The organism is Streptomyces sp. NPDC037421 (genome assembly GCF_055602105.1).
In genome coordinates, this window is sequence record NZ_JBVJWV010000031.1 from 27,074 (window position 1) to 46,398 (window position 19,325).

A 19,325-nucleotide genomic window follows, 5' to 3' on the forward strand; every position below is an offset into this window, starting at 1 on the left:
CGGCGGGGAGCTTCTTGGTGGTCTGGAAGGTGCGGACGGCGGCGGTGGTGGCGGGGCCGAATTCCCCGTCCGCGTCGATCCGGCCGCCCGAGGCGTTGAGCTGGTGCTGCAGGGCCTTGACGGCGGGGCCACGGCTGCCCTGCTTGACCGTGACAAGCAGCGCCCCCCAGGTGCGGGGGCCGATGATGCCGTCGGCGGGGAGCTTCTTGGTGGTCTGGAAGGTGCGGACGGCGGCGGTGGTGGCGGGGCCGAATTCCCCGTCCGCGTCGATCCGGCCGCCCGAGGCGTTCAGGAGCTCCTGCGCAGTCACGACGTCGGTACCGCGGCTGTTCGCCTTGAGGACCGGCGCCCCGGTGACCGGCGGTGCGGTCGGCTGCTGCGGGGCGGGCGTGGTACCGTCCCCGTCCCCGGCGCCGAGATGGGCGAGCTGCCGCAGCTCGGCGAGCGAGCCCCGGAAGACATTCAGGTCCACGTTGTTCTTCGACGGAATGCCGGGCACGTTGCCGGTCTCGGTGTACTGCCAGATCTTCCAGCCCTGCCCGGCACGCGGAACGGCCGCGGGCTCCTTCGTGCCGCTCTCGTACCGCGGCTGCCACAGGACGTGACCCGCGAACATCGACCCGTTCCCGTTCATGCAGGTGTCGACGAACGGCTTGTTGGTGTAGATGATCGGCTTGACACCCATCTGCGTGCTCACGACGTCGAGGAAGGCCTTGACGCCTGCGGTGCTGAAGTTGCCCGGGCAGTGCCCGGCCTTGTCCAGCTCCAGGTCGAGTGTGGGCGGCAGCTCTCCGGCGCGCTTTCCCGTGTAGCCAGCCGCTTTCATCGTGTCGACGAAGTTGCGGGCCTGGGCGGCCCCCGGCGTGCGCCCGTAGAAGTGGTACGCACCCTGCAACAGCCCGGCCTGCCCGGCGGCCTGGAGGTCGCGGCTGAACCAGCGGTCGCTCCAGTCGGCGCCCTCGGTCGCCTTGGCGACCATGAACACGTAACCGGAGGCGCGGACCTTGTTCCAGTCGATCGCCGCACCACCGGTGTGGTTGTAGTGGCTGGTGTCCACGCCCCTGACGTCGAAGCGCGCGGGGGAGCTCGCGTTCGCCGGCAGGATCGTCATGCCCGCGAAGAGCATCCCTCCGCTCGCGAGTGCCGTACTAGCCCAGCTGATGGCCTTCTTGGTCGTCTTCCCCACCGCCGTGTCCTCTCGGTCCTGCCCGGGCCGCGCCCCGCGTGGCAGGGTCTGGCTCGTGGGCCGTTGGTGAGCGTTGTCGCTCGAAAGAGGACGCTGACCGTCCCGCCGTACCAGCGCTAGAGTCTGGGTGACAGTGGGTCACATCAGGATGCGTAAGCCGCTGACCAGCACGTTTCAAAGCCAGTTGGGGGTTGTGTGGGACAGTTAGGGACGGGCGGAGGCCGTGATGAGATGGCACAGGACGGCTCCGCCGAGTCGCCGGAGACTCCGGAACTCGCTGCGATGCTGAATCTGATCCGCCGGTACATGGCGGAGCTGGGCTGGTCCTACAACGTGATGGGGCGCAAGACCGATGCCTCGTCAAGCACCTGGAACCGCTGGTGCACACAAGGGAAACTGCCCCGGCGGGAGGCGCTGGTCAGCTTCGCCGACGCCGCACCCCGAGTGATCGAGAAGACCGAGCTGCTCAGGCTGTGGGAGGTCGCGTGGGCGGCACAGGAAGCACGGCAGACGCAGGTCACGGCTCTTGAGCCGACCGAGGAACAGCACCACAACGCGTCCGCCGTCCCGGCAGGGCACACACAGCCGGCCACGGCTACCGGATCGGCCCCACAGGAGGGCCGCCGCATGACGCGGGCCGTCCTGTTATCCGTCTCCGGGCTCGCGGCCGCCGTGATCGCGGGCACGTTCCTGTTCTGGACCCTCGACAGTGACGCGAACACGTCCTCCGGATCACAGGGACCGCCGCCGGCCTCCTCGGCCGCAGCGTCGCCGTCCCCCACGGTCAGTTGCCATGGAACTGCGTGCGCCTCGCTGGAGCCGGCACAGTCGATCTGTTCCAGGGATGCGGTCACGGCGTATTCCGGCAACCAGTACGGAGCGGTAATCGAGCTTCGCTACAGCGCCCACTGCAGCGCCGCCTGGGCAAAGATGAGCAAGACTTCACCTGGGGACCGCGTGGCCATCACGCCCGTCCAAGGCCCTGCCGAGGAGTACCGCCAGCAGTACGGGCGTGACGCGCACACCCGTATGGTCGCTGCGGACAAACCGGAGGACGCCCGCGCCTGCGCGATAGTCCAGGACCGCGGCACCGTCTGTGCTACCGAACCGGGCGCCCCCACGGCCGCACCCAACTGAGTCGACGGGTCGATGCGGTGCTGGCCCCGGACGGTGGCAGCACCGCCGACCGCACGGAGGGAACGGCCTCTACGGCGAACTCGCCCTCGGTGACGCAGACCACGGGCTTCACTGGAAGTCATGCCCCGATGGCGTCAGAGGGGAACCGGCTAGACGCGGACGTTGCCGGTCGCCGAGACGCTGCTGCGGTAGGTGAGGCCCGCAGCGAGCCTTCTACGGCGGGAAGCAACAGCGCACCGCGCTGTTGCCGGAGCCGACCGACCCGGACGCCCTACCCCAGCTGCACCCAGCGATCTATCTTGGGCTGGACACACGTCACGGCGACCGAGGGGGATCAGTGGCTCTGGCAGCGAAATCGCTCATAGAAGACGCAAAGAGGAAGCAAGACCAGGTAGCCCGCAAGAACCCGGCGCACCCCGACGAAATCGCTCAGTCCCAAGCCGCCATCAACCTGGCCCTCGCCCAAAGCAACGTCGAACTCGCGGGTGCCATCAAAGCCCTCACCGACGCGGCCGGAAAGAACAGCGCCACCATCAAGGACGCCATAGCCAACCTGTCCACCAAGCTTGCCGACCTAGCCAAACGCTGAGCAGCCAGCGCAGCCGATACCGCCTCCGATCAGTTCTCCAGGGCGTGCTGCTGCCCGCTGCCCGCCCGTACGCCCGCTACGCCCAGCTCCCGTCCGCCACACCTGTCAGGCCATCGCCCACCCCAGCCCGAGCCTCGCCAGTTGCTGGAGCTTGTCGGCGGTGAGCTTGGCGCGCCTGCTCTTGGTGTTCGACAGAAACACCCCGAGCTTGACCTCAGTGCCGTCCTCCAGCCGCTCTACGTGGGCCCTGGGCACCGTCACGGAGCCCGTACGGGCCTTGTACTGCGCCTCGAAGGCCCGCACGGGCGCCGTGGACGGCTGCGTGAGTGCCTCCGGCTCCGGGGCCAACGGCGTGATGCCGAGCTGCTCCAGGCGCTTCGCGCGCAGGCCGGTCATCTGCCCCGCCCCGTACGCCCGTCGCTGCTCCGCGATCCACTGCCCAAGGGGGTACGTACGCGCCCTCCTTGTGCCCGTACGGAACCCGGGGCGTGAAGCTCGCGTTCGGTGAACTCTTGCGCGACGCCCAGTCGCGAGCCCAGTCTGCTTCTCCGGGGTGAGCTCCGCCGCCGCCAGCCAGTTCTCTGGTCCTACTCGGACAGGAGGGAGTACTCCGCCACATCCAGGACGCTGGGGATGGTGCCCTCGATGATTCCCAGCCGGTAGGCGCGCAGCAGGCCGAGGTCCCGGTCGCTGGGAGGGTTCTTCTCGGCGGCCCATGCCTCCGCTTCGGCGCACGCGCCCGCGCGGGCTTCCTCTTCCTGCTGGAATTCCGGGCTCTTGGCGAGCTCTGCTCGCGCGTCGGCCTGGATGGTTGTCCACTCGGCGGGGATCAGCGTGGCGAGGCGTTCACGCACGTCTGCGGGCATGTCGTCGAGCCGGTTGATGAATGCCTGCTCGGTGTTGAAGAGGTCGGTGATCTCGTCTGACCTGTTCACGTGCATCCATACGCAGTGGTTGCCGATGTTCTGGTAGTCGCCGACGGCGTGGCTGATGCCCAGGCGCACGCGTACGGCCCGGGCGGTGTCGTTGTTGACGATGGGGAAGTTGCCTGCGGGGAATTTCGACGTGATCCAAGAGTCGTCCCTCAGGGCAGTCGAGTAAACACGAAGCGTATGTTTCAGGCCGGCCCGTATCAGGCTGACCCGTAACCGGGCCCCGCCCACGCCGAGCTCGGCGAGTGCCGGAGGTTCGGGGTTGCATAGGTTCTCGCGACCACTCTGGATGGTCCGACCCGGATTCCGGCTTCCACGGTGCTTGGGGCCGGTTTGCCCTGTCTCCAGGAGGGGGAGGTTTTTGCCGCCCCGAGTGATCGACTCGGGCTTACGGGAAGGTTGTGGGGATGCCGCAGCAGGGTGTCGTGAAGTGGTTCAACGGCGAAAAGGGGTTTGGCTTCATCGCTGTCGATGGCGGGGGGCCGGATGTGTTCGTGCACTACTCGGCAATCCAGGGTGCCGGCTTCAAGGAGTTGCAGGAGAACCAGCGGGTGGAGTTCGAGGTGACCCAGGGCACCAGGGGTCCCCAGGCCGATCAGGTGCGGGTTCTCTGACTCCTCGTAAGGCCCGCGGCACGCTGGCCCCAGGCCGGCCCGCACGCTGTCGAGGCCGACACCGATCGTGATGGGCGGCACGGGCTTTTCACCCGCTGGTGGCGACGGCCTGCACCGGCGGGTGGGCCCTACGTGGTCCGGGGCCGGTGAGTGTCGTCCGCGTGGTCAGGTCGGTGCCGATCGCGGGCGGCCGGCATGCCGCACCTGGAGCAGGAACTACGCCTCGCTTCCCCCCGGCTCTTCGCGCCCAGTCCACGCCCAGCTTCGCGAGGGCGGCGAGCCGGTCGGCGGTGAGCTTGTCACGCCGGCTCTTGGTGTTCGAGACCCAGACGCCCAGCTTCACGACCACCGGCTCGGCCTCGCCCTCGACCGCAACCTCCTCGCCGTGGGCGCGCGGCACCGGCCGGTGGGCGCCTTCCCGCTCCACCCACTGCGTGAGGGCTGCCAGGCCCTGCTGGAACGCCTGCTGCGCCTTGCTCGGACCCCTTCGCCGTACGACCAGCCGCCGGGGCCGGAGCCGCCGCCTCAAGCGGCTTGACGTCCAGCGCGGTCAGCCGCTTCTGCTGCTCGGGCAGGAACCGTGCCCCGGTGGCTGGCTGGCTGCTTCTGCTGCTGGAGCCACCGTCCGATGTCGTCGCCGTCCATGAGTACGCCGGGGGCGATGTCGGGCAGCTGGCCGTCGGCGTCGACCAGGTCCGCGAGGACGCGGTGGTGGCGTTGCCAGTCGAGTGGCCAGGGGCAGTTCCAGTCCTTGTCGATCGCGGCGAGCTGCGCGGCCCGGCTGGTCGCGGTGTCCTCGTTCTTCCCGAGTCCGTTCTTGGCGCCTGTGCGGCGGAGGTTGGCCATGTACTGGCCGATGGACACCATCTCGTCGCCCGGTGGCCCGCCGATAGGGCCGCAGGGCGGCGAGCTTGGCCTCCCATGCCTCTTCTCCGGGTTCCCACACCATCCCGGCCTCAGGCGCGTCCAGCAGAGTCTTGCGCCGGTCCTCGAGCTCCCCGGTGCGCAGGGCTTCGCGCTGCTGGTGCACCCACCGCCCCAGCGGGAACGCCTTCGTGACGCCGACCTCGGTCTCGGTGTCGTACGGGACGGCGTGAAGGCCGGTGATCCCGTGCTCGGCCCGCCACCGCAGCAGGGCCTGGTAGCCCTCCAGCCACACCAGCGACTCGGGCCGGTAGACGCGGGTGCGCAGGAACGCGGCGATGGTGGCGGCGTCGCGCGGGCTGGAGAAGTGCAGCAGCGCGGACTCCGCGGCGCCCCGGGGGTCACGACGCCCCGGGGCCCTCCACTTCGCTGACCTCCCGGCTCAACGACGGGCGAGGTGGCGTGTCACGCCCAGTCACCGTGTGGCGGCCTCGGAGATGTGATGACGGGTATCTGTCCGTGGGCCGGCTCTCGCGCGGCTCACCCCGGGGCGCCCGGGGTGAGCCCCTGCTTGTCCAGGTTGTAGCGCAGCTGGGCGAAGCCGCCGACGTCGGCGGTGGAGTCCAGGCGGAGCGGGATGTCCTTCGTCAGCTCGCCGAAGAGCCGGTGGCAGCCGGCTCCGATCAGGACCGGGGCGACGCTGATGATGAGCGCATCGACGCGACCTGCGCGGATGAAGCTCTGGATGAGGCGTCCGCCGTCGGGCTAGACATGCTTGATCCCGCGCTGGTCGAGGTCGGCGAGGAGGCTGTCGATGTCCCGGTAGACGGTGATGCGGGGGTTGGCGTCCTCGGGCAGCGTGGTGCTCAGGACGCCCACGTGGCGGTTGCCGTAGTGCCGGTTCTCCTTGCCGAAGCCCATGACCTCGTCGTAGGTGTTTGCGGCCCGTGATCACGGCGTCGACCGAGTTGAGGAACTCGAAGAAGCCGAGGTCGCCGGCCTTCTCGCCGCGCGGGGTCAGCCATTCGATGTCATCGTCGGAGCGGCCGACGCAGCCGTCGAGGCTGGTGCCGATGAAGACGGTGGCGCTGAAGGTCATGAGGTCGTCCCGAACAGGTGGTCAAGGTCGGCGCGGAGCAGGGCGGCGGGATTGCCGTCGCCGGTGAGGGCCCACCGCAGCAGGGAGGAGCCGTCAGTGGTGATCTTGATGGCGCGGGCGAGGCGCGGTACGTCGGTGCCGGGCGGGAGCTCGCCCTTCGCCAGGGCATCGGTGAGCAGCTCTTTTCAGTGCGGCGTCCACCGCGCGGGTGTGCGCGGCGGCATGGACGCGGAACTCGGGACCGGTCAGGTCGAGTTGGAGCATGCCGAGGTGATTGGCCATTTCCTCGGAGGTGGACATGTGGCCGCGAATTCCTTGGCGACAGCGTGCAGTGCCGCCAGGGGCGAGTCGTGCTCGGCCCGCGCACTCCGGTAGGGCGCGGCGGCATGCGCGGCGGCGTCCGCCGCGAACGCCGGCAGCAGGCCCCGTTTAGACCCGAAACGCTGGGACAGGGTCGCCGGCGAGACCCCCGTCTCGGCGCCAACATGCGCCAGCGTGAGCTGCCGGGACCGTGCGCACCAATGGCGTTGGAGCTGCCGTTCGCCTTCGTGCTGAGCTCCGCCGCCTGACTTTGGTCCGATCGGCTGGATGTGCCGGTGGTTCGTGCGGGGGTGCTCCGCGGTGCGGCGGAGTCGAGGTTATGAAGGGGAGTCGAACGAAATCGGATGGAAGTTCGCCATCCGGTCATTCCCGGACATCAATCTCAGGAGTCGCATGATGCGCCCCATCAGAGCGGCCGGCCTCGGCACGGCCACGCTGGTCACCCTCCTCGCCTGCACCCCCGTCGCGGCCGCCGCGACGGACACCGGTTCCGCCCAGGCCAGGGATAAGGCCCGGATTATCACACTCCTGGCCGAGGTGCAGCAGCTGAACCGCTTCCCCGTCACCCCCGGCAGCGTCTCGCAGGGCGATCAAGTCGTCGTCCGCTCGGACCTCTTCGACGAGGCGCACAACAAGGTCGGCGAGACCCACGGCACCTGCACCACCACCCGGGGCGGCGCCGACGAAGCGGAGCAGTGCGTCGTGACCTACACCCTCCCAGGCGGCCAGCTCACCGTGCAGGGAATGTACTTCAACTACCTCGACCAGGGACCCTTCGACAACGCGATCACTGGCGGCACCGGGGAGTACAAGAAGGCTCGCGGCTGGGTCCACTCCGACACGATCGCCACGACCCCCAAGGTCGTGCGGCGCTTCACGATCCACCTCGTCTGACGGACCCGGACGTCACATAACCCCGGAATCCGGCCTTCTCCCCTGGCGTAGCACCATTGGAGACGGTCGTACGAAAGGAAGTGCGGGTCAAGGGGACGTCCAGGGCGGCTCACCCTTCAGATCGCCAAACGCACCGACGACATGAGCGGGTTCGTGGTGCTTCCACGCAGGTGGGTGGTGGAGAGGACGCTGAGCTGGCTGATGCGCTCGCGGCGCCTTGCCCGGGACTACGAGACCCGGCCCGAAAGCAGCGAAGCCGCCGTCCTGTGGTCGATGACCATGCTCATGGGACGCCGCCTCGCCCGCGACCGGAGCCGACACGTCACCCGGCAGCCCGCCTCGGCGTGAACACCCCGGGCCGCTCCTCGGCCAGCCAGCCCCGCTCCACCAGCCGCTTCCCCTTCGACCGCACCCCCTCGACCTTCGCCGGCACCGCTTCCAGGCCCAGCCGCCCGGCCAACTCCCGCGCCCGCAGCCCGGACCCGCCCGCCTCCGCCTACAGCACGCCCCCCAGCCGCTGGTAGTCCGGCGCGAGCACCTCCAACGTCAGGCCCACCCGCCACTGCGGCACCACCGGCCCCGCCACCGGGGCCTCGGCAACGGCCGTCGCCGACCCCGGCGGGTGGTCGGCCGCCGGCTCCGGCCCGGCCAGGGCCTCGGCCGGCTCCACGCGGGCGATGGCCCGCCGCTCAGCACCGCCTCCGCCTTCGCAAGCTCGGCCGGTACCCGCTCCGCCTCCTCGCGGAGCTCTTCGACCCGAACTTGCGCGGCCGTCTCGCGCGCTTCCAACAAGCCCATGACCGAAGCCATCGTGCCCCGTCGCCGATCCAGGGTCCGGTAGGCCGGTTGTCCTGATCTGCCTCCGCGCCGGCTTTGCCCTGGGATGATCAGGCAGTTCCTGGACAGCTGCGAAAGGTGAGGGGGAGCGTGGTGTGGGACTACTCGGAACTCAGCGCGGAGGCACGCAGGCTAAGGGCTGTCCCGTAATCCCCGGTGGATCGGCGCACGGCGTCGGGTGCGGTGCATCGCAAGGCGGAGGGGCGCCCCCGTACTGGGCGTATTCGGGCGTTCCGACAACGCAGCGAGGTGCCGTAGCCGGCGTCGTGCGCCCGCCGGGGATTACGGGACAGCCCTTAGGAGGTCCTGATGCCCTAAGGGCGGCATACGTCCAGCTCGGGCGGAGGCTAGGCCAGCGGCGAGCCTTCATTCTCGGCGCCCTTGCCGTCGGCGTGCCGGTGGCTGGGTGGAAGGTCTTGACGGACTATCGCGACCGCCGCGCCGTTGCCGCTTCCCAGGCCACGGTCGGGACCTCCGAGGCCGTTCTCGCGACGGAGGAGGCCGTACTCGCGGAGGCGGAGGTTGTGTTCGCGGCTGTCGAGGCCACGCCCGTGGTCGACGAGCCGGAGCCGGAGCCCGCCGCCGAGTCCTCGCCCTCGGCCGCCGTAGTCCAGTCCACCCGAGCGGCCGGCGGGCAGGTCAGCGCGTAGGGGCGCGAATTCCCCAGCGCTGGCTGATGGGAAGGGCGACGCTAGGACTCTCCTTGGTCCTCTCTCGCGCAGCGCACCGACCGGCCGACCGGGGAGCCCCCTGGTACGGGCGTAGCTTCGGCAGCAGCCTGGTGAGCGGGAGAGGACGCCGGTAGTCCGCCAGGACGCGGTGGTGCCGCCGCCAGTCCAGCGGCCAGGGGCAGTTCCAGTCCTTGTCGGTCGCGGCGAGCTGCGCGCCCCGGGCCGCCGCAGTGTCCTGGTTCTTCCCGAGCCCGTTCTTGGCGCCCTTGCGGCGGAGGTTCCATGTACTGCCCGATGGGCGCCATCTCGTCGTCCTCGTCCCACACCGCATCTTGGGGTGCCGGTAAGAACGCTGTCACCAGCCGCAATCGGCGGTGATCTCGCGAGGGCATCACTCGTGTGGGTGGGTCCGAGGCCGTACGGCTGCGGCGGGTGAAGCTCTGCGAAGACGATCGGCGATCGCGGCCCGTACTCCGCTGGACCTGGATGAACTCGTCGAGCACTGGACGTTGCTGAAGGACGAGCCGGCGCTCGTGTCCGGCAAGCGCGGTGCGACGCGACTGGGCTTCGCCGTGCTGCTGAAGTTCTATACGCAGTACGGCCGGTTTCCCCGGGGCCGGGCCGAGCTGTCTGGTGAGGTCGTGGAGTTCGTCGCCAGGCAGGTACAGGTGCCCGCCCCGGACATGGGTTTCCATGACTGGACGGGCCGTACGGTCGAGTACCACCGCGCGCAGATCCGGGAGCACCTCGGCTTCCGTGAGTGCAGCGTCGCGGACGCGGAGAAGGTGACGACGTATCTGGCCGGGCACGTCGCGGACAAGGAACGCAGGCCTGAGAAGCCGTTGCCATACCGATCACGGAGCCTGTCGATCGAACGGGCGTCTCGATCGGCTGGTCGCGGGCACTGCCCGGCATGAGGGCAGGGCCTGGCGGTATACGGGGATAATCCAGAGGAGCGGACGGCCGCGCGCTGCTACGGTCGGGCGCCATGAGCTGGCTCCCCGACAACTTCGTCCATCCCGTCCTGGTACCGCTGCCGGGCGGTGGTCATCACCTGCGACCGATCCGGGAGGCGGACACCCCGCTCGACTATCCGGCTGTGATGGGTTCCCGCGAGCGGCTGTGGACCATCTACGGCCCAGCCTGGGGCTGGCCCGCGGCCACCATGACCTACGAGGCCGACCAGGCCGACCTGTTGCGGCACGAGAAAGAGATCGCCGCACACCAGTCTTTCAACTACGCGCTGTTCGACGCGGCGGAGACAGCTCTGCTCGGCTGCGTCTACATCGACCCGCCGGAGAGGGTCGGCGCGGACGGTGAGATCTCCTGGTGGGTGGTGGACGAGCTGGTGGGCAGCAAGGTCGAGCAGGCCCTCGACGAGCTGGTGCCGCAGTGGATCGCCGCCGACTGGCCGTTCGAGCAGCCGCGCTTCCTCGGCCGAGAGATCTCCTGGTCGGACTGGCTCGCCCTGCCTGAGCACCCCGACGCGTAAGTAGCTTTTATCGTAAGGCTCTGGGACTGGTGCTCGAACGGTCGTCTCGGCCTGACTACGGTCAGCCTCCTCACGCAGGCCATCGACCCGACGCCGAGCAACGAGCTCGTGCTGTTCCAGTAGTCCAACGATGTGTGCCGCGGCCTGCAGGCGCTCGCCCTCGCCGCCCTGCCCCTGCTCACGACCACCTCGGCCTCCCATGCGGCGGTCCGTGTCCCGGTGCAGGTCTCCGCCCCCGCTGGGAAGGGCACTGCGGCTGCGGTGAGCAACTGGTACTTCGCTTCCTCCGGCCCAGTGGAGACGGGATCCACGGGCCGTTGGACACCCGGAGCTCTGTGCGGCCCTGGCCCCTGTGGCTACAGCATTATGTGGCGACTGAGTCTGGAGGCTGCCGGCGACGCGAGGTTCCTCGACGAGGTGGGGTCTTCTGTCGCCCTGGTGACGAACAACGCGGGTGCCCGGGTGGGCAACTGCACCGTGCAGAGCTTTACGCGGGTCCTGTGTGTGCCGGACGCGGCCGGGTCCGTCCAGAACGGAGACGGTCTCCGCCCCGGCTTGCTGGTGCTGCGGGCTGTGTCCACTTCCTGCACGGATACCGCCTACGCCGTCTGGTACGACGACGGTACTGCCGACGGCAACGAAAACGATGGCAAGCCGATCTTGACGACCGACGGCTGCGCGTAGCCAAGGTGGAGCTGTCCTGGCCCGCCGGGGTGCGGGGTACGGCCGGCTCTGCCGATCGGGGTCGTGCGGCACGGCCGTGTGTACGCGTTGGTGTCTCCGGTGGTCTGTTCGGTTTTGGTGAGGCGGCGGGTGCGGATGAGCTTGTGCTCGATGAGCTTGTCGAGGGCGTCGTTCTGGTCGGGGGGTCGGGGATCGTGGCGGACGCGGAGGCGGTTGTCGGGGAGGACCTGGGCGACGGCGTGTGCGGCGGGGGTGCCGGTGGGGGGCGGGGTGCCTTCGCGGGCGCAGGCCACGAGTGTGTCGAGGAGGGCGCGTTCGGCGGGGGTGGGGCCGAGGTCTTCTACGGGGCGGCCGACGCGCCGGCTGGGTCCCTTCTCGGCGTAGAGGCGGAGCATGTCGGCCGCGAAGACGGGGCCGGCGGCGAGCTGCTGGAGGGGTGTCAGGTCGCCGTGTCTGACCAGGCGGGGGATCTGCTGCTCGTGGACGTCGAGGATGGCGGCGGCCTCGGCGACACCGGCGAGTTCGGGCATGTCGGGTTCGGCGGCGCGCCGGTCGGCTTCGGCTTCGGTGAGCACCTCGGCGCCGGTGACGGTGTCGGGAAGTCCCAGTGCGCGTACCGTCCGGCGGGTGGTTTCGACGGCCTGGGCGAGGGCGTCGAGGACGGTGTCGGCGTCGGTGTACAGGCGCACGGAGAGGTTGCCGTTCCGGTGTTTGAGGTCTGAATGCAAGGGAATCCGCGGTCTTGGAGGTTGATGCACGTGATTCCCCTGCTTCTCGTTCTTCTGCTGGCCCTGCTCCTTTTCGGTGCGGGGTTCGCTTTGAAAATCCTGTGGTGGGTCGCAGTCATCGTGCTGGTGCTGTGGCTGGTCGGCTTCGTTGCCCGGCCCAAGGGCGGCAGCGCCCGCTGGTACCGCTGGTAGTACCCCGCGCGAGCGGGCCGGCGCAGCCGGCGCACCTCGGCCATCCGCAGTGAATTCCCGCGCTCCGGCCGGAAAGCCGGGCGAATGGCATAGCGGCGGGACGCTCCCGCCGAATTCCGCAACCCAGAGGAGTTGATCAGAGTGACCGAGCGCGTATGGCATTACAAGTCGACCTCGGGCCATCTGGCCGGGACCGACCTGACCGGCTACAAGGTGGAGGCGACGGACGGCAGCGTCGGCAAGGTGGACAAGCACTCCGACGAGGTCGGTGACGCCTATCTGCTGGTCGACACCGGGGTGTGGATCCTGGGGAAGGAGGTGCTGCTTCCCGCGAGCACGGTGGTGAGTGTCGACCCGGAGCGCCGGAAGATCTACGTCGACCGCACCAGGGGCCAGATCAAGGACGCTCCCGAGTTCCACCGGGAACAGCACCTCGGCGACAGCGGGTACCGAGAGGAGCTGGGCACCTACTACGGCACCGGCGCTCCGTTCGGGGGCCGCCCGGCCTGACCGCGGCACGGAGTTCCGGAGGCGATGCCGTACCGCGGGCCGAGCGGGTCCTTCGCGGTGAGGATCGCGGCCGCCACGGCACCGCTCCGGTGCCCGGGCGCCGGGGAGTGCTTGGGTGGAGTCAGCCAGCCCCGATCCGGAGGAGAACCATGAACAGCGATGGCCGTCCCGACGACCAGGCCCAGAACATGCGCGCGAAGGCCGAGGAGCTCGAACTCGCGGCCCAGCGGTCCACCGACCCCGACGAACGTCGGCGGCTGAACGAGAAGGCCCTGCACGTCCGGCAGAAGCTCGAAGAACTCCACGGGCCGGAGAGCGCCACCATGGACCCGATGTAGCCCGCCCGCGCGGCATACGCCCCGTATGGGACATGCCCGGATGGCCTTCGACGGCTGGATCGCCGGCGTCTACCACTTCGACGAGGTCCGGACCGGGCCGGTGGCCGTCCGCGCCGGGCACACCGCCTGGGAGGTCTCGGCGGGCGCACTGGCCCTGCGCTTCGACGTCGGCCGGCGCGGCCCGCTCGGCCTGGCCCTCCGGGCCGTCCCGCGTCCGCTCGCCCGCCGGCCGGCCTGGGCCGCCCTGGCCACCCTGCCGGCCCGCGCGCTGGCCGGCGTACGCACCCGCGGCAGCTCCCGGCCCGGCCGGCGCCAGTGGTACGCGGCCTTCGACCTCTTCCCGATCACCGCGGCCGCCGCCTCCCTGGACGGGACCGACCTCGGTCCGCTCGCCCCGGTCCTGCCGCCCGTCCGGTTCGGATTCGCCTCGGCCCCGGCCGCGCCGTCCCTGGTACGGGTCGTCTCTGCCATCCGGGAGCGAGAGGGTTCGTGAGCCGCCCGGAAATCATGCGGCCGCCGGCGGCGGCCGGTGCGAGACTCGGCCGCATGAAGCTCAACGACCCCAAGGACGACCTGCACCGCTACCTCAAGGCGGCGCGCGAAGCCGTCGTCTGGAAGCTGGACGGGCTGGCCGAGTACGACGTCCGCCGCCCCCTCACGCCGACGGGCACCAACCTCCTCGGCCTCGTCAAGCACCTCGCCAGCGTCGAGTTCGGCTACTTCGGCCCGACCTTCGGCCGCCCGCACGGCGAACTCCTCCCCTGGCACGAGGAGGACGCCGAGCCCAACGCGGACATGTGGGCGACCCTGGACGAGTCACGCGAGGACGTCCTCGGCCTGTACCGCCGAGCCTGGGCCCACGCGGACGCGACGATCGAGGCGCTGCCGCTCGACGCGATGGGCCACGTCGCGTGGTGGGGCGAGGGCGGCGACGCCACCCTTCACCGGATCATGCTGCACATGACGGCCGAAACGAACCGGCACGCCGGCCACTGCGACATCGTCCGCGAGCTGATCGACGGCAGGACCGGCATGCGGGCGGCCAACAGCAACATGGCCGGCGGTGACGCGGCCTGGTACCAGGAGTACTGGAACAGGCTGGAGGCGACCGCCAAGCAGGCCCAGGCCGAACCGAGCTGACGCCGGGAACGCTCAGAGCCCGTCCGCCGTGTACGGAGCCGGGCCGGGCCGGGCTGACTGCTGAAGGAGCCATCCTCGTGTCTGCTTCTCCCGCACCCTGCCGCGCTCTCGCCGTGCGGGGCCGCCACCGGACGACGGTGGCGGCCCCGGCGCGACGTCGCCGTACCTCGGCCGCCGGATCCGCGAGGGCCGACTCCCGGCGGAGTGCGTCACCGCCCCGCCCGCCAGGGAATGGCCACCGGCAAGCGGGACACAAGCGGAGCGTGCTGAAGACACTTCCCCTGGTCCTGCCGGCCCTGTGCGCCTCGGGCGCAGCCGTCCTCGCCCCGCCCTGGCGGTGGGCGGTGGCGGTTCCCTCGCTCCTGCTCCTTGCGGTCGCCGCGTACGACCTCCTGCAGCGCAGGCACTCCCTGTTGCGCAACTACCCCCTGCTCGGGCACCTGCGCTTCGCCCTGGAGGCCCTGCGGCCGGAGATCCAGCAGTACTTCATCGAGCGGAACTTCGACGGCCGCCCCTTCGACCGCGACACCCGCAGCATCGTCTACGAACGGGCCAAGGGCTCTGACGCGGAGGAGCCGTTCGGCACCGAGCGCGACCTCGGCCGGCCCGGCAGCGAGTACCTGGTGCCTTCCATGGCCCCGCTGCCGGTACGGGCCGAACCGCCCAGGGTCCGCGTCGGCGGGGACGACTGCCGCCGGCCGTACGACATGGCCCTGCTCAACGTCTCGGCGATGAGCTTCGGCTCCCTGTCCGCCAACGCCGTCCTGGCCCTCAACACCGGCGCCCGAATGGGCGGCTTCGCCCATGACACCGGCGAAGGCGGCCTGTCCGATTACCACCTGCGCCCCGGCGGGGACCTGGTGTGGGAGATCGGCACCGGGTACTTCGGGTGCCGTACGCCGGACGGCGGCTTCGACGCGCGGCAGTTCGCCGACAAGGCGGCCCACCCCCAGGTCAAGTGCGTCTCCCTGAAGATCAGCCAGGGCGCGAAGCCCGGCATGGGAGGAGTGCTCCCGGGCCGCAAGGTGAACGCCGAGATCGCCCGGGTACGAGGCGTGCCGCAGGGGGAGACGGTGATCTCACCGCCCTACCACCGCGTGTACTCCACCCCCCGCGACCTGGTCCGCTTCCTGGCCCGCATGCGCGAACTCGCCGGCGGCAAGCCCGTCGGCTTCAAGCTGTGCCCCGGGTCGCGCCGTGAGTTCCTGGCGGTCTGCAAGGCCATGCTGGAGGAGGACACCACACCCGACTTCATCGTCGTCGACGGAGCGGAGGGCGGAACGGGCGCGGCGCCCCTGGAGTTCGCCGACATCGTGGGCCTGCCGCTCGGCGACGGGCTGATGACGGTGCACAACGCTCTGGTCGGCGCCGGTCTGCGCGACCGCGTCCGGATCGGGGCCGGCGGCAAGGTCGCCACCGGCGGCGACCTCGTACGGCGGCTCCTCCAGGGGGCCGACTACACCAACGCCGCCCGCGCGATGATGTTCGCGGTCGGCTGCATCCAGGCCCAGCGCTGCCACACCAACACCTGCCCCGTCGGCGTCGCCACCCAGGACCCCCGGCGCGCACGCGCCCTCGACGTGGGCGACAAGGCCCAGCGCGTCAGGCGCTATCAGGAGGCCACCGTCAAGAGCGCCCTCCAGATCATGGCGGCCATGGGCGTCGGCGACCCGCGCGACCTGCGCCCCCACATGCTGCTCCAGCGCACGGACCCGCACACCGTCCGCTCCTACGCCGAACTGCACGACTGGCTCACCCCCGGCGAACTGCTCGCATCCGCGCCGGAAGGCTGGGCAGGCGACTGGAAGGCGGCCCACCCGGACCGCTTCACCCGCTGAACCCGACCGGAGGACACCGCCGTGGCACGTACCGTCGCCGATCTCATCGTCAACTCGCTGCGGGAACTGGGCGTCCAGCACGTCTTCGGCGTCGTCGGGGACGCCCTGAACCCGCTGACCGACGCCATCTGCACCACCGACGGGGTCGACTGGATCGGCTGCCGGCACGAAGAGGCCGCAGCCTTCGCCGCGGGGGCCCAGGCCCAGCTCTCGGGCACCCTCGGCGTGTGCGCGGGTACCGTCGGCCCCGGCTCCGTCCACCTCCTCAACGGCCTCTACGACGCCGCCAAGAGCCGCACGCCCGTCCTCGCGATCTGCGGACAGGTCCCCCTCGCCGAGATGGGCGGCGACTACTTCCAGGAGGTCGACAACGACCTGCTCTTCCGCGACGTGGCCGTCTACCGGGCCACCGTGACCTCCCCGGACCAGATGCCGCGCATGCTGGAGAACGCCGTACGCGCCGCCGTCACCCAGGGCGGCGTGGCCGTCCTGACCGTCCCCGGAGACCTGGGCGGCCAACAGCTCGGCGAGGACCGGCCCACCCGCTTCGCGCTCGCCCGGGCCGTCACCCGGCCCGACGAACCGGCCCTCGCCCACGCCGCCGGCATACTGAACGCGGCCTCCCGCGTGACCCTGCTCGTCGGCCGCGGAGCCCGCGACGCCCGGACCGAGGTCCTGCGCACCGCCGAACTGCTCTCGGCGCCCATGGTGCTCACCCTGAAGGCGAAGGAGGGCTTCGAGGGCGACAACGACTTCCAGGTGGGCCAGACCGGCCTCATCGGGAACCCCGCCGCCGCCCACGCCCTCGACACCGGTGACGCGCTCCTCATGCTCGGCACCGACTTCCCGTACCGGGAGTGGTACCCGAAGGACTGCCGGGTGGTCCAGATCGACGCCCGGGAGGACCACCTGGGGCGCCGCACCCCCGTGGACGCCGCCCTCGCCGGCGACGTCGGCGCCACGCTGCGGGCCCTGCTGCCGCTGCTGAAGGCGGCGCCGGACCGCACCCACCTGGACGACGCCCGGGAACGGTTCGCCACGTGGGAGAAGGGGCAGCGCAGGCTGGCCGACCCCGCCCTCGAACGCCGCCCCGTCGGGAAACTGCGGGCGGTCCTGGACAACCGCGACCACGACGTCCGCCCCGAGGCCCTGGCCGCCGCCGTGGACGCCCACGCCGACGAGGACGCCGTCTTCACCTCCGACACCGGCATGGCGACCGTCTGGCTCTCCCGCTTCGTCACCATGCGCGGCGCCCGGCGGCTGATCGGCTCCTACAACCTCGGGTCGATGGCCAACGCCATGCCGCAGGCCATCGGGGCCCAGCTCTGGGCGCCCGACCGGCAGGTCGTCGCGTTCTGCGGGGACGGCGGGCTGAGCATGCTGCTGGGCGACCTGATGACCGTCACGGCGTACCGGCTGCCGGTGAAGCTGATCGTCTTCGACAACCGCCGCCTGGGCATGGTCAAACTGGAGCAGGAGCAGGCGGGCCTGCCCGAATTCGGCACCGGACTCGACAACCCCGACTTCGCCGCCGTCGCCACGGCCCTCGGCCTGACGGGGATCCGCGTCACGGACCCCGCCGATCTCGACGACGGCGTACGCCGCGCCCTGGCCACCCCGGGACCGGTCCTGCTGGACGTGCTGACCAACCCGGAGGAAGTGGCGGTCCCGGGCCGGCCGACCGTGGCGCAGGGCTGGGGCTACGCGGTGGCCAAGGCCAAGGAGGTCCTGCCGGGCGGCGAGCACTGACGGACGGCGCCCGGCGCGGCCGCACCCACGAGGGCGGCCCCCACCCGGTGGGGGCCGCCCTCGTGTACGCCGTGCGCGACGCGGATTCAGACGCGGCCGCCGGTCAGCCGGGAGAGCGGCCCGCGCCGGCGCAGTCCCGCGCGGCGGCCGATCGCGTACGTGATACCGAGGACGGCCGCCGTCCCGCCGGCCGCCACGGCGCTGACGGCCTTGCGGGCCCGCACCGCCGCCCACACCCGCCCGGGGTCGCCGAGGCGGCCCCGCAGGGCCTGCGCGGCCGCACGCGCCTTCTCGGACAGCGGGGCGGGCAGGGCCTCCGGACCGGCGGCCCCCCGCTCCTCGGCTTCGGCCGTCGCACCGGCCGCGGCCCGGGCGGCTCCGGCGGCCCTCTGACGGGTGGCCGTCCCGTTGGATGAGGAACGGTAACTGCTGCTGGCCGTCTTGCCGTTGTCGGACTTCTCTGATGGGGTCATGTAGCGCGTGCAGCCGGATCCGTGTTCGGTATGCGCGCCCTTCAGAGAAGCTTGCCGAGCGGACCCGGATCGATGTTGAGGTCCTCGGGCTCCAGACCGAACCGGGTCCGCAGCAGCTCCATACGGTCCTCCAGGAGCATGAGGGTCAGGCCGAGCCGCTCCTCCTGGTCCTCGCTCAGGCCGCCGGCCTCGACCCGCCGCAGCGCCTGCCCTTCCATGAGCTGCCGCAGCAGCTCGACGACGGTCAGCACCAGGCGGGCCAGGTCGCGTTCGACGGTATCGGGGTCGAGGTCCACCCGCCGTGGCGCACTCACGCGCCCACCTGCTTCCAGGGGGAGGGCACGGCCTCGCCGACCGAGCTGACGAGGGCTTTGAGTTCGATGCGGACGAGGCCGACGCCTGCGAGGCTCAAGGTGACGTCGCCGGCCAGGACCACTCCCGTGGCGAGCAGCCGGTCGAGGAGGCCGACGAGTGCGGCCTGCTCGCCCGTCATGGCTGCCGCTCGTGCCGCTCGTGCCGCTCGTGCCGTTCGGCGGCCGTCCGGGTGAAGGAGTACGGGACCCACGGGCCGGTGACCTCGCCGCGGATGCCGGACGGGAGGTCGGCGGGGCCGGGGACGGCGTCGAGGAAGGCCTCGCGCGCCTCACACGGCACCAGGTACGCGGCGTTCAGGACGTTCGTGTCCGGCAGGCCGGAGAGCCGGGCCTGCTGCGGGGGGTGCAGGACCGACTCGGTGGCCCGCGCGGCCAGCCGCCGGTGGACCCGCTCGGCGGTTCCGGCGGCCAGGCCGGCCCGTTCCTCGCGCCGGCGGCGGTCACCGAGGCGGCGTCGGAGGTACTCCCGGCCGGTCCCGGTCCCGGCGGTCGAACTAGGCCGCGTCCAGCTCGCAGTCCTCGAACGCCGCGACGAGCAAGGAGAGTTCACGGTGGACCACGGCCGGGTCGCGGTACTGCCGCTCGGCCTCGGCGACGACCTGCTCCAGGACCCAGACGGCTCCCCGCAGCGGGGCGGCCGGCAGCAGCACCCCCTTGAGCAGC

General features: G+C 70.9%; 27 protein-coding genes and 3 pseudogenes. 15 read left to right on the forward strand and 15 right to left on the reverse strand.

Annotated features, from left to right (window positions below; all coding sequences use genetic code 11):
- On the reverse strand, positions 1 to 1,111 hold a 1,111-nt coding region (locus ACZ7IF_RS31535), incomplete at its 3' end, for a GH25 family lysozyme (protein WP_470978393.1).
- A 306-nt stretch (positions 1,112 to 1,417) separates the two neighbouring features.
- On the opposite strand from ACZ7IF_RS31535, the gene ACZ7IF_RS31540 reads away from it, so the two are divergent.
- Positions 1,418 to 2,323: a helix-turn-helix domain-containing protein gene (locus ACZ7IF_RS31540; protein WP_470978395.1), complete on the forward strand. Its 906-nt coding sequence runs from the start codon at positions 1,418 to 1,420 to the stop codon at positions 2,321 to 2,323.
- Positions 2,324 to 2,660: 337 nt separating this feature from the next.
- Complete coding sequence (locus tag ACZ7IF_RS31545) at positions 2,661 to 2,912, forward strand: hypothetical protein (RefSeq protein WP_470978397.1); 252 nt, start codon at positions 2,661 to 2,663, stop codon at positions 2,910 to 2,912.
- Positions 2,913 to 3,017: 105 nt separating this feature from the next.
- Here ACZ7IF_RS31545 and ACZ7IF_RS31550 read toward each other — a convergent pair whose 3' ends face one another.
- The 3 genes and pseudogenes from ACZ7IF_RS31550 to ACZ7IF_RS31560 all read right to left on the reverse strand — a co-directional run bounded on the left by ACZ7IF_RS31550 (position 3,018) and on the right by ACZ7IF_RS31560 (position 3,916).
- Positions 3,018 to 3,308, reverse strand: a complete 291-nt coding sequence (locus ACZ7IF_RS31550) for a helicase associated domain-containing protein (protein ID WP_470978608.1) — start codon at positions 3,306 to 3,308, stop codon at positions 3,018 to 3,020.
- Positions 3,309 to 3,317: 9 nt separating this feature from the next.
- Positions 3,318 to 3,485, reverse strand: a pseudogene (locus ACZ7IF_RS31555) (hypothetical protein); the annotation flags it as partial.
- Positions 3,486 to 3,499: 14 nt separating this feature from the next.
- Positions 3,500 to 3,916, reverse strand: a complete 417-nt coding sequence (locus ACZ7IF_RS31560) for a hypothetical protein (RefSeq protein ID WP_470978398.1) — start codon at positions 3,914 to 3,916, stop codon at positions 3,500 to 3,502.
- A 335-nt stretch (positions 3,917 to 4,251) separates the two neighbouring features.
- On the opposite strand from ACZ7IF_RS31560, the gene ACZ7IF_RS31565 reads away from it, so the two are divergent.
- Positions 4,252 to 4,458, forward strand: a complete 207-nt coding sequence (locus tag ACZ7IF_RS31565) for a cold-shock protein (protein WP_361229982.1) — start codon at positions 4,252 to 4,254, stop codon at positions 4,456 to 4,458.
- 88 nt (positions 4,459 to 4,546) lie between these two features.
- Here the strand turns inward: ACZ7IF_RS31565 and ACZ7IF_RS31570 are convergent.
- The 4 genes and pseudogenes from ACZ7IF_RS31570 to ACZ7IF_RS31585 form a co-directional block, all read right to left on the reverse strand.
- A pseudogene (locus ACZ7IF_RS31570) lies at positions 4,547 to 5,725 on the reverse strand (helicase associated domain-containing protein); the annotation flags it as partial.
- Positions 5,726 to 5,862: 137 nt separating this feature from the next.
- Positions 5,863 to 6,069 (reverse strand): hypothetical protein, encoded by a 207-nt coding sequence (locus tag ACZ7IF_RS31575; RefSeq protein WP_470978596.1) that lies wholly within the window; start codon positions 6,067 to 6,069, stop codon positions 5,863 to 5,865.
- An 18-nt stretch (positions 6,070 to 6,087) separates the two neighbouring features.
- Entirely contained in the window at positions 6,088 to 6,243 is a 156-nt protein-coding gene (locus tag ACZ7IF_RS31580; RefSeq protein WP_470978401.1) for a hypothetical protein, read from the reverse strand.
- Positions 6,244 to 6,666: 423 nt separating this feature from the next.
- Positions 6,667 to 7,011 (reverse strand): TetR family transcriptional regulator, encoded by a 345-nt coding sequence (locus ACZ7IF_RS31585; RefSeq protein WP_470978599.1) that lies wholly within the window; start codon positions 7,009 to 7,011, stop codon positions 6,667 to 6,669.
- Positions 7,012 to 7,138: 127 nt separating this feature from the next.
- On the opposite strand from ACZ7IF_RS31585, the gene ACZ7IF_RS31590 reads away from it, so the two are divergent.
- Positions 7,139 to 7,636 carry an allene oxide cyclase barrel-like domain-containing protein gene (locus ACZ7IF_RS31590; protein ID WP_470978404.1) on the forward strand — a complete coding sequence of 166 codons (498 nt, stop codon included), beginning with the start codon at positions 7,139 to 7,141 and terminating at the stop codon, positions 7,634 to 7,636.
- Positions 7,637 to 7,744: 108 nt separating this feature from the next.
- Positions 7,745 to 7,984 (forward strand): annotated as a pseudogene (locus ACZ7IF_RS31595) (transposase); the annotation flags it as partial.
- A 148-nt stretch (positions 7,985 to 8,132) separates the two neighbouring features.
- Here ACZ7IF_RS31595 and ACZ7IF_RS31600 read toward each other — a convergent pair.
- The gene (locus ACZ7IF_RS31600) at positions 8,133 to 8,306 is read right to left on the reverse strand and encodes a hypothetical protein (RefSeq protein WP_470978407.1); all 174 of its coding nucleotides are present in this window, start codon (positions 8,304 to 8,306) and stop codon (positions 8,133 to 8,135) included.
- Between the two features lie 583 nt (positions 8,307 to 8,889).
- Here ACZ7IF_RS31600 and ACZ7IF_RS31605 point away from each other — a divergent pair.
- The 3 genes from ACZ7IF_RS31605 to ACZ7IF_RS31615 all read left to right on the forward strand — a co-directional run bounded on the left by ACZ7IF_RS31605 (position 8,890) and on the right by ACZ7IF_RS31615 (position 10,636).
- The gene (locus ACZ7IF_RS31605) at positions 8,890 to 9,123 is read left to right on the forward strand and encodes a hypothetical protein (protein WP_470978410.1); all 234 of its coding nucleotides are present in this window, start codon (positions 8,890 to 8,892) and stop codon (positions 9,121 to 9,123) included.
- Between the two features lie 395 nt (positions 9,124 to 9,518).
- Positions 9,519 to 10,061 (forward strand): DUF4158 domain-containing protein, encoded by a 543-nt coding sequence (locus tag ACZ7IF_RS31610; RefSeq protein WP_470978413.1) that lies wholly within the window; start codon positions 9,519 to 9,521, stop codon positions 10,059 to 10,061.
- Positions 10,062 to 10,132: 71 nt separating this feature from the next.
- A complete protein-coding gene (locus ACZ7IF_RS31615) occupies positions 10,133 to 10,636 on the forward strand; it encodes a GNAT family N-acetyltransferase (RefSeq protein ID WP_470978416.1) in 504 nt (167 codons plus the stop codon).
- A gap of 599 nt (positions 10,637 to 11,235) precedes the next feature.
- Here the strand turns inward: ACZ7IF_RS31615 and ACZ7IF_RS31620 are convergent.
- Complete coding sequence (locus ACZ7IF_RS31620; protein WP_470978419.1) at positions 11,236 to 12,009, reverse strand: hypothetical protein; 774 nt, start codon at positions 12,007 to 12,009, stop codon at positions 11,236 to 11,238.
- 69 nt (positions 12,010 to 12,078) lie between these two features.
- Between ACZ7IF_RS31620 and ACZ7IF_RS31625 the strand changes: the two genes are divergently transcribed.
- The 7 genes from ACZ7IF_RS31625 (at position 12,079) to ACZ7IF_RS31655 (ending at position 17,815) form a co-directional block, all read left to right on the forward strand.
- Entirely contained in the window at positions 12,079 to 12,240 is a 162-nt protein-coding gene (locus ACZ7IF_RS31625; RefSeq protein WP_469117147.1) for a DUF5670 family protein, read from the forward strand.
- A gap of 141 nt (positions 12,241 to 12,381) precedes the next feature.
- Entirely contained in the window at positions 12,382 to 12,750 is a 369-nt protein-coding gene (locus tag ACZ7IF_RS31630) for a PRC-barrel domain-containing protein (protein WP_470978422.1), read from the forward strand.
- Positions 12,751 to 12,899: 149 nt separating this feature from the next.
- Positions 12,900 to 13,088, forward strand: coding sequence for a DUF6381 family protein (locus ACZ7IF_RS31635; protein WP_470978424.1), 189 nt, complete (start codon positions 12,900 to 12,902; stop codon positions 13,086 to 13,088).
- Positions 13,089 to 13,113: 25 nt separating this feature from the next.
- The gene (locus ACZ7IF_RS31640) at positions 13,114 to 13,581 is read left to right on the forward strand and encodes a hypothetical protein (RefSeq protein WP_470978426.1); all 468 of its coding nucleotides are present in this window, start codon (positions 13,114 to 13,116) and stop codon (positions 13,579 to 13,581) included.
- Between the two features lie 53 nt (positions 13,582 to 13,634).
- Positions 13,635 to 14,228 carry a DinB family protein gene (locus tag ACZ7IF_RS31645; protein WP_470978429.1) on the forward strand — a complete coding sequence of 198 codons (594 nt, stop codon included), beginning with the start codon at positions 13,635 to 13,637 and terminating at the stop codon, positions 14,226 to 14,228.
- A gap of 263 nt (positions 14,229 to 14,491) precedes the next feature.
- Positions 14,492 to 16,066 carry an FMN-binding glutamate synthase family protein gene (locus ACZ7IF_RS31650; protein ID WP_470978431.1) on the forward strand — a complete coding sequence of 525 codons (1,575 nt, stop codon included), beginning with the start codon at positions 14,492 to 14,494 and terminating at the stop codon, positions 16,064 to 16,066.
- Between the two features lie 21 nt (positions 16,067 to 16,087).
- A complete protein-coding gene (locus tag ACZ7IF_RS31655) occupies positions 16,088 to 17,815 on the forward strand; it encodes a thiamine pyrophosphate-dependent enzyme (RefSeq protein WP_470978433.1) in 1,728 nt (575 codons plus the stop codon).
- A gap of 86 nt (positions 17,816 to 17,901) precedes the next feature.
- Here ACZ7IF_RS31655 and ACZ7IF_RS31660 read toward each other — a convergent pair whose 3' ends face one another.
- From ACZ7IF_RS31660 to ACZ7IF_RS31680, 5 genes are read right to left on the reverse strand one after another with little or no spacing between them, the layout of a single operon-like run.
- Complete coding sequence (locus ACZ7IF_RS31660) at positions 17,902 to 18,288, reverse strand: hypothetical protein (RefSeq protein WP_470978436.1); 387 nt, start codon at positions 18,286 to 18,288, stop codon at positions 17,902 to 17,904.
- A 41-nt stretch (positions 18,289 to 18,329) separates the two neighbouring features.
- Positions 18,330 to 18,602: a gas vesicle protein K gene (locus tag ACZ7IF_RS31665; protein ID WP_470978439.1), complete on the reverse strand. Its 273-nt coding sequence runs from the start codon at positions 18,600 to 18,602 to the stop codon at positions 18,330 to 18,332.
- A complete protein-coding gene (locus ACZ7IF_RS31670; protein WP_470978441.1) occupies positions 18,599 to 18,781 on the reverse strand; it encodes a gas vesicle protein in 183 nt (60 codons plus the stop codon). Before ACZ7IF_RS31670 ends, ACZ7IF_RS31665 begins: the two co-directional genes overlap by 4 nt.
- The gene (locus ACZ7IF_RS31675; RefSeq protein WP_470978444.1) at positions 18,778 to 19,212 is read right to left on the reverse strand and encodes a GvpL/GvpF family gas vesicle protein; all 435 of its coding nucleotides are present in this window, start codon (positions 19,210 to 19,212) and stop codon (positions 18,778 to 18,780) included. Before ACZ7IF_RS31675 ends, ACZ7IF_RS31670 begins: the two co-directional genes overlap by 4 nt.
- On the reverse strand, positions 19,157 to 19,312 hold the full coding sequence (locus tag ACZ7IF_RS31680) for a gas vesicle protein GvpG (RefSeq protein ID WP_470978447.1): 156 nt from the start codon (positions 19,310 to 19,312) through the stop codon (positions 19,157 to 19,159). The genes ACZ7IF_RS31675 and ACZ7IF_RS31680 overlap by 56 nt, the downstream gene beginning before the upstream one ends.
- Between the last annotated feature and the right edge of the window lie 13 nt (positions 19,313 to 19,325).

Coding starts and splice junctions, on each gene's coding strand:
- ACZ7IF_RS31660 (WP_470978436.1), bottom strand. CDS start 18,288: ATGACCCCATCAGAGAAGTCCGACAACGGCAAGACGGCCAGCAGCAGT.
- ACZ7IF_RS31615 (WP_470978416.1), top strand. CDS start 10,133: ATGAGCTGGCTCCCCGACAACTTCGTCCATCCCGTCCTGGTACCGCTG.
- ACZ7IF_RS31670 (WP_470978441.1), bottom strand. CDS start 18,781: ATGACGGGCGAGCAGGCCGCACTCGTCGGCCTCCTCGACCGGCTGCTC.
- ACZ7IF_RS31580 (WP_470978401.1), bottom strand. CDS start 6,243: ATGGGCTTCGGCAAGGAGAACCGGCACTACGGCAACCGCCACGTGGGC.
- ACZ7IF_RS31640 (WP_470978426.1), top strand. CDS start 13,114: ATGGGACATGCCCGGATGGCCTTCGACGGCTGGATCGCCGGCGTCTAC.
- ACZ7IF_RS31540 (WP_470978395.1), top strand. CDS start 1,418: ATGGCACAGGACGGCTCCGCCGAGTCGCCGGAGACTCCGGAACTCGCT.
- ACZ7IF_RS31590 (WP_470978404.1), top strand. CDS start 7,139: ATGCGCCCCATCAGAGCGGCCGGCCTCGGCACGGCCACGCTGGTCACC.
- ACZ7IF_RS31565 (WP_361229982.1), top strand. CDS start 4,252: ATGCCGCAGCAGGGTGTCGTGAAGTGGTTCAACGGCGAAAAGGGGTTT.
- ACZ7IF_RS31635 (WP_470978424.1), top strand. CDS start 12,900: ATGAACAGCGATGGCCGTCCCGACGACCAGGCCCAGAACATGCGCGCG.
- ACZ7IF_RS31645 (WP_470978429.1), top strand. CDS start 13,635: ATGAAGCTCAACGACCCCAAGGACGACCTGCACCGCTACCTCAAGGCG.
- ACZ7IF_RS31550 (WP_470978608.1), bottom strand. CDS start 3,308: ATGACCGGCCTGCGCGCGAAGCGCCTGGAGCAGCTCGGCATCACGCCG.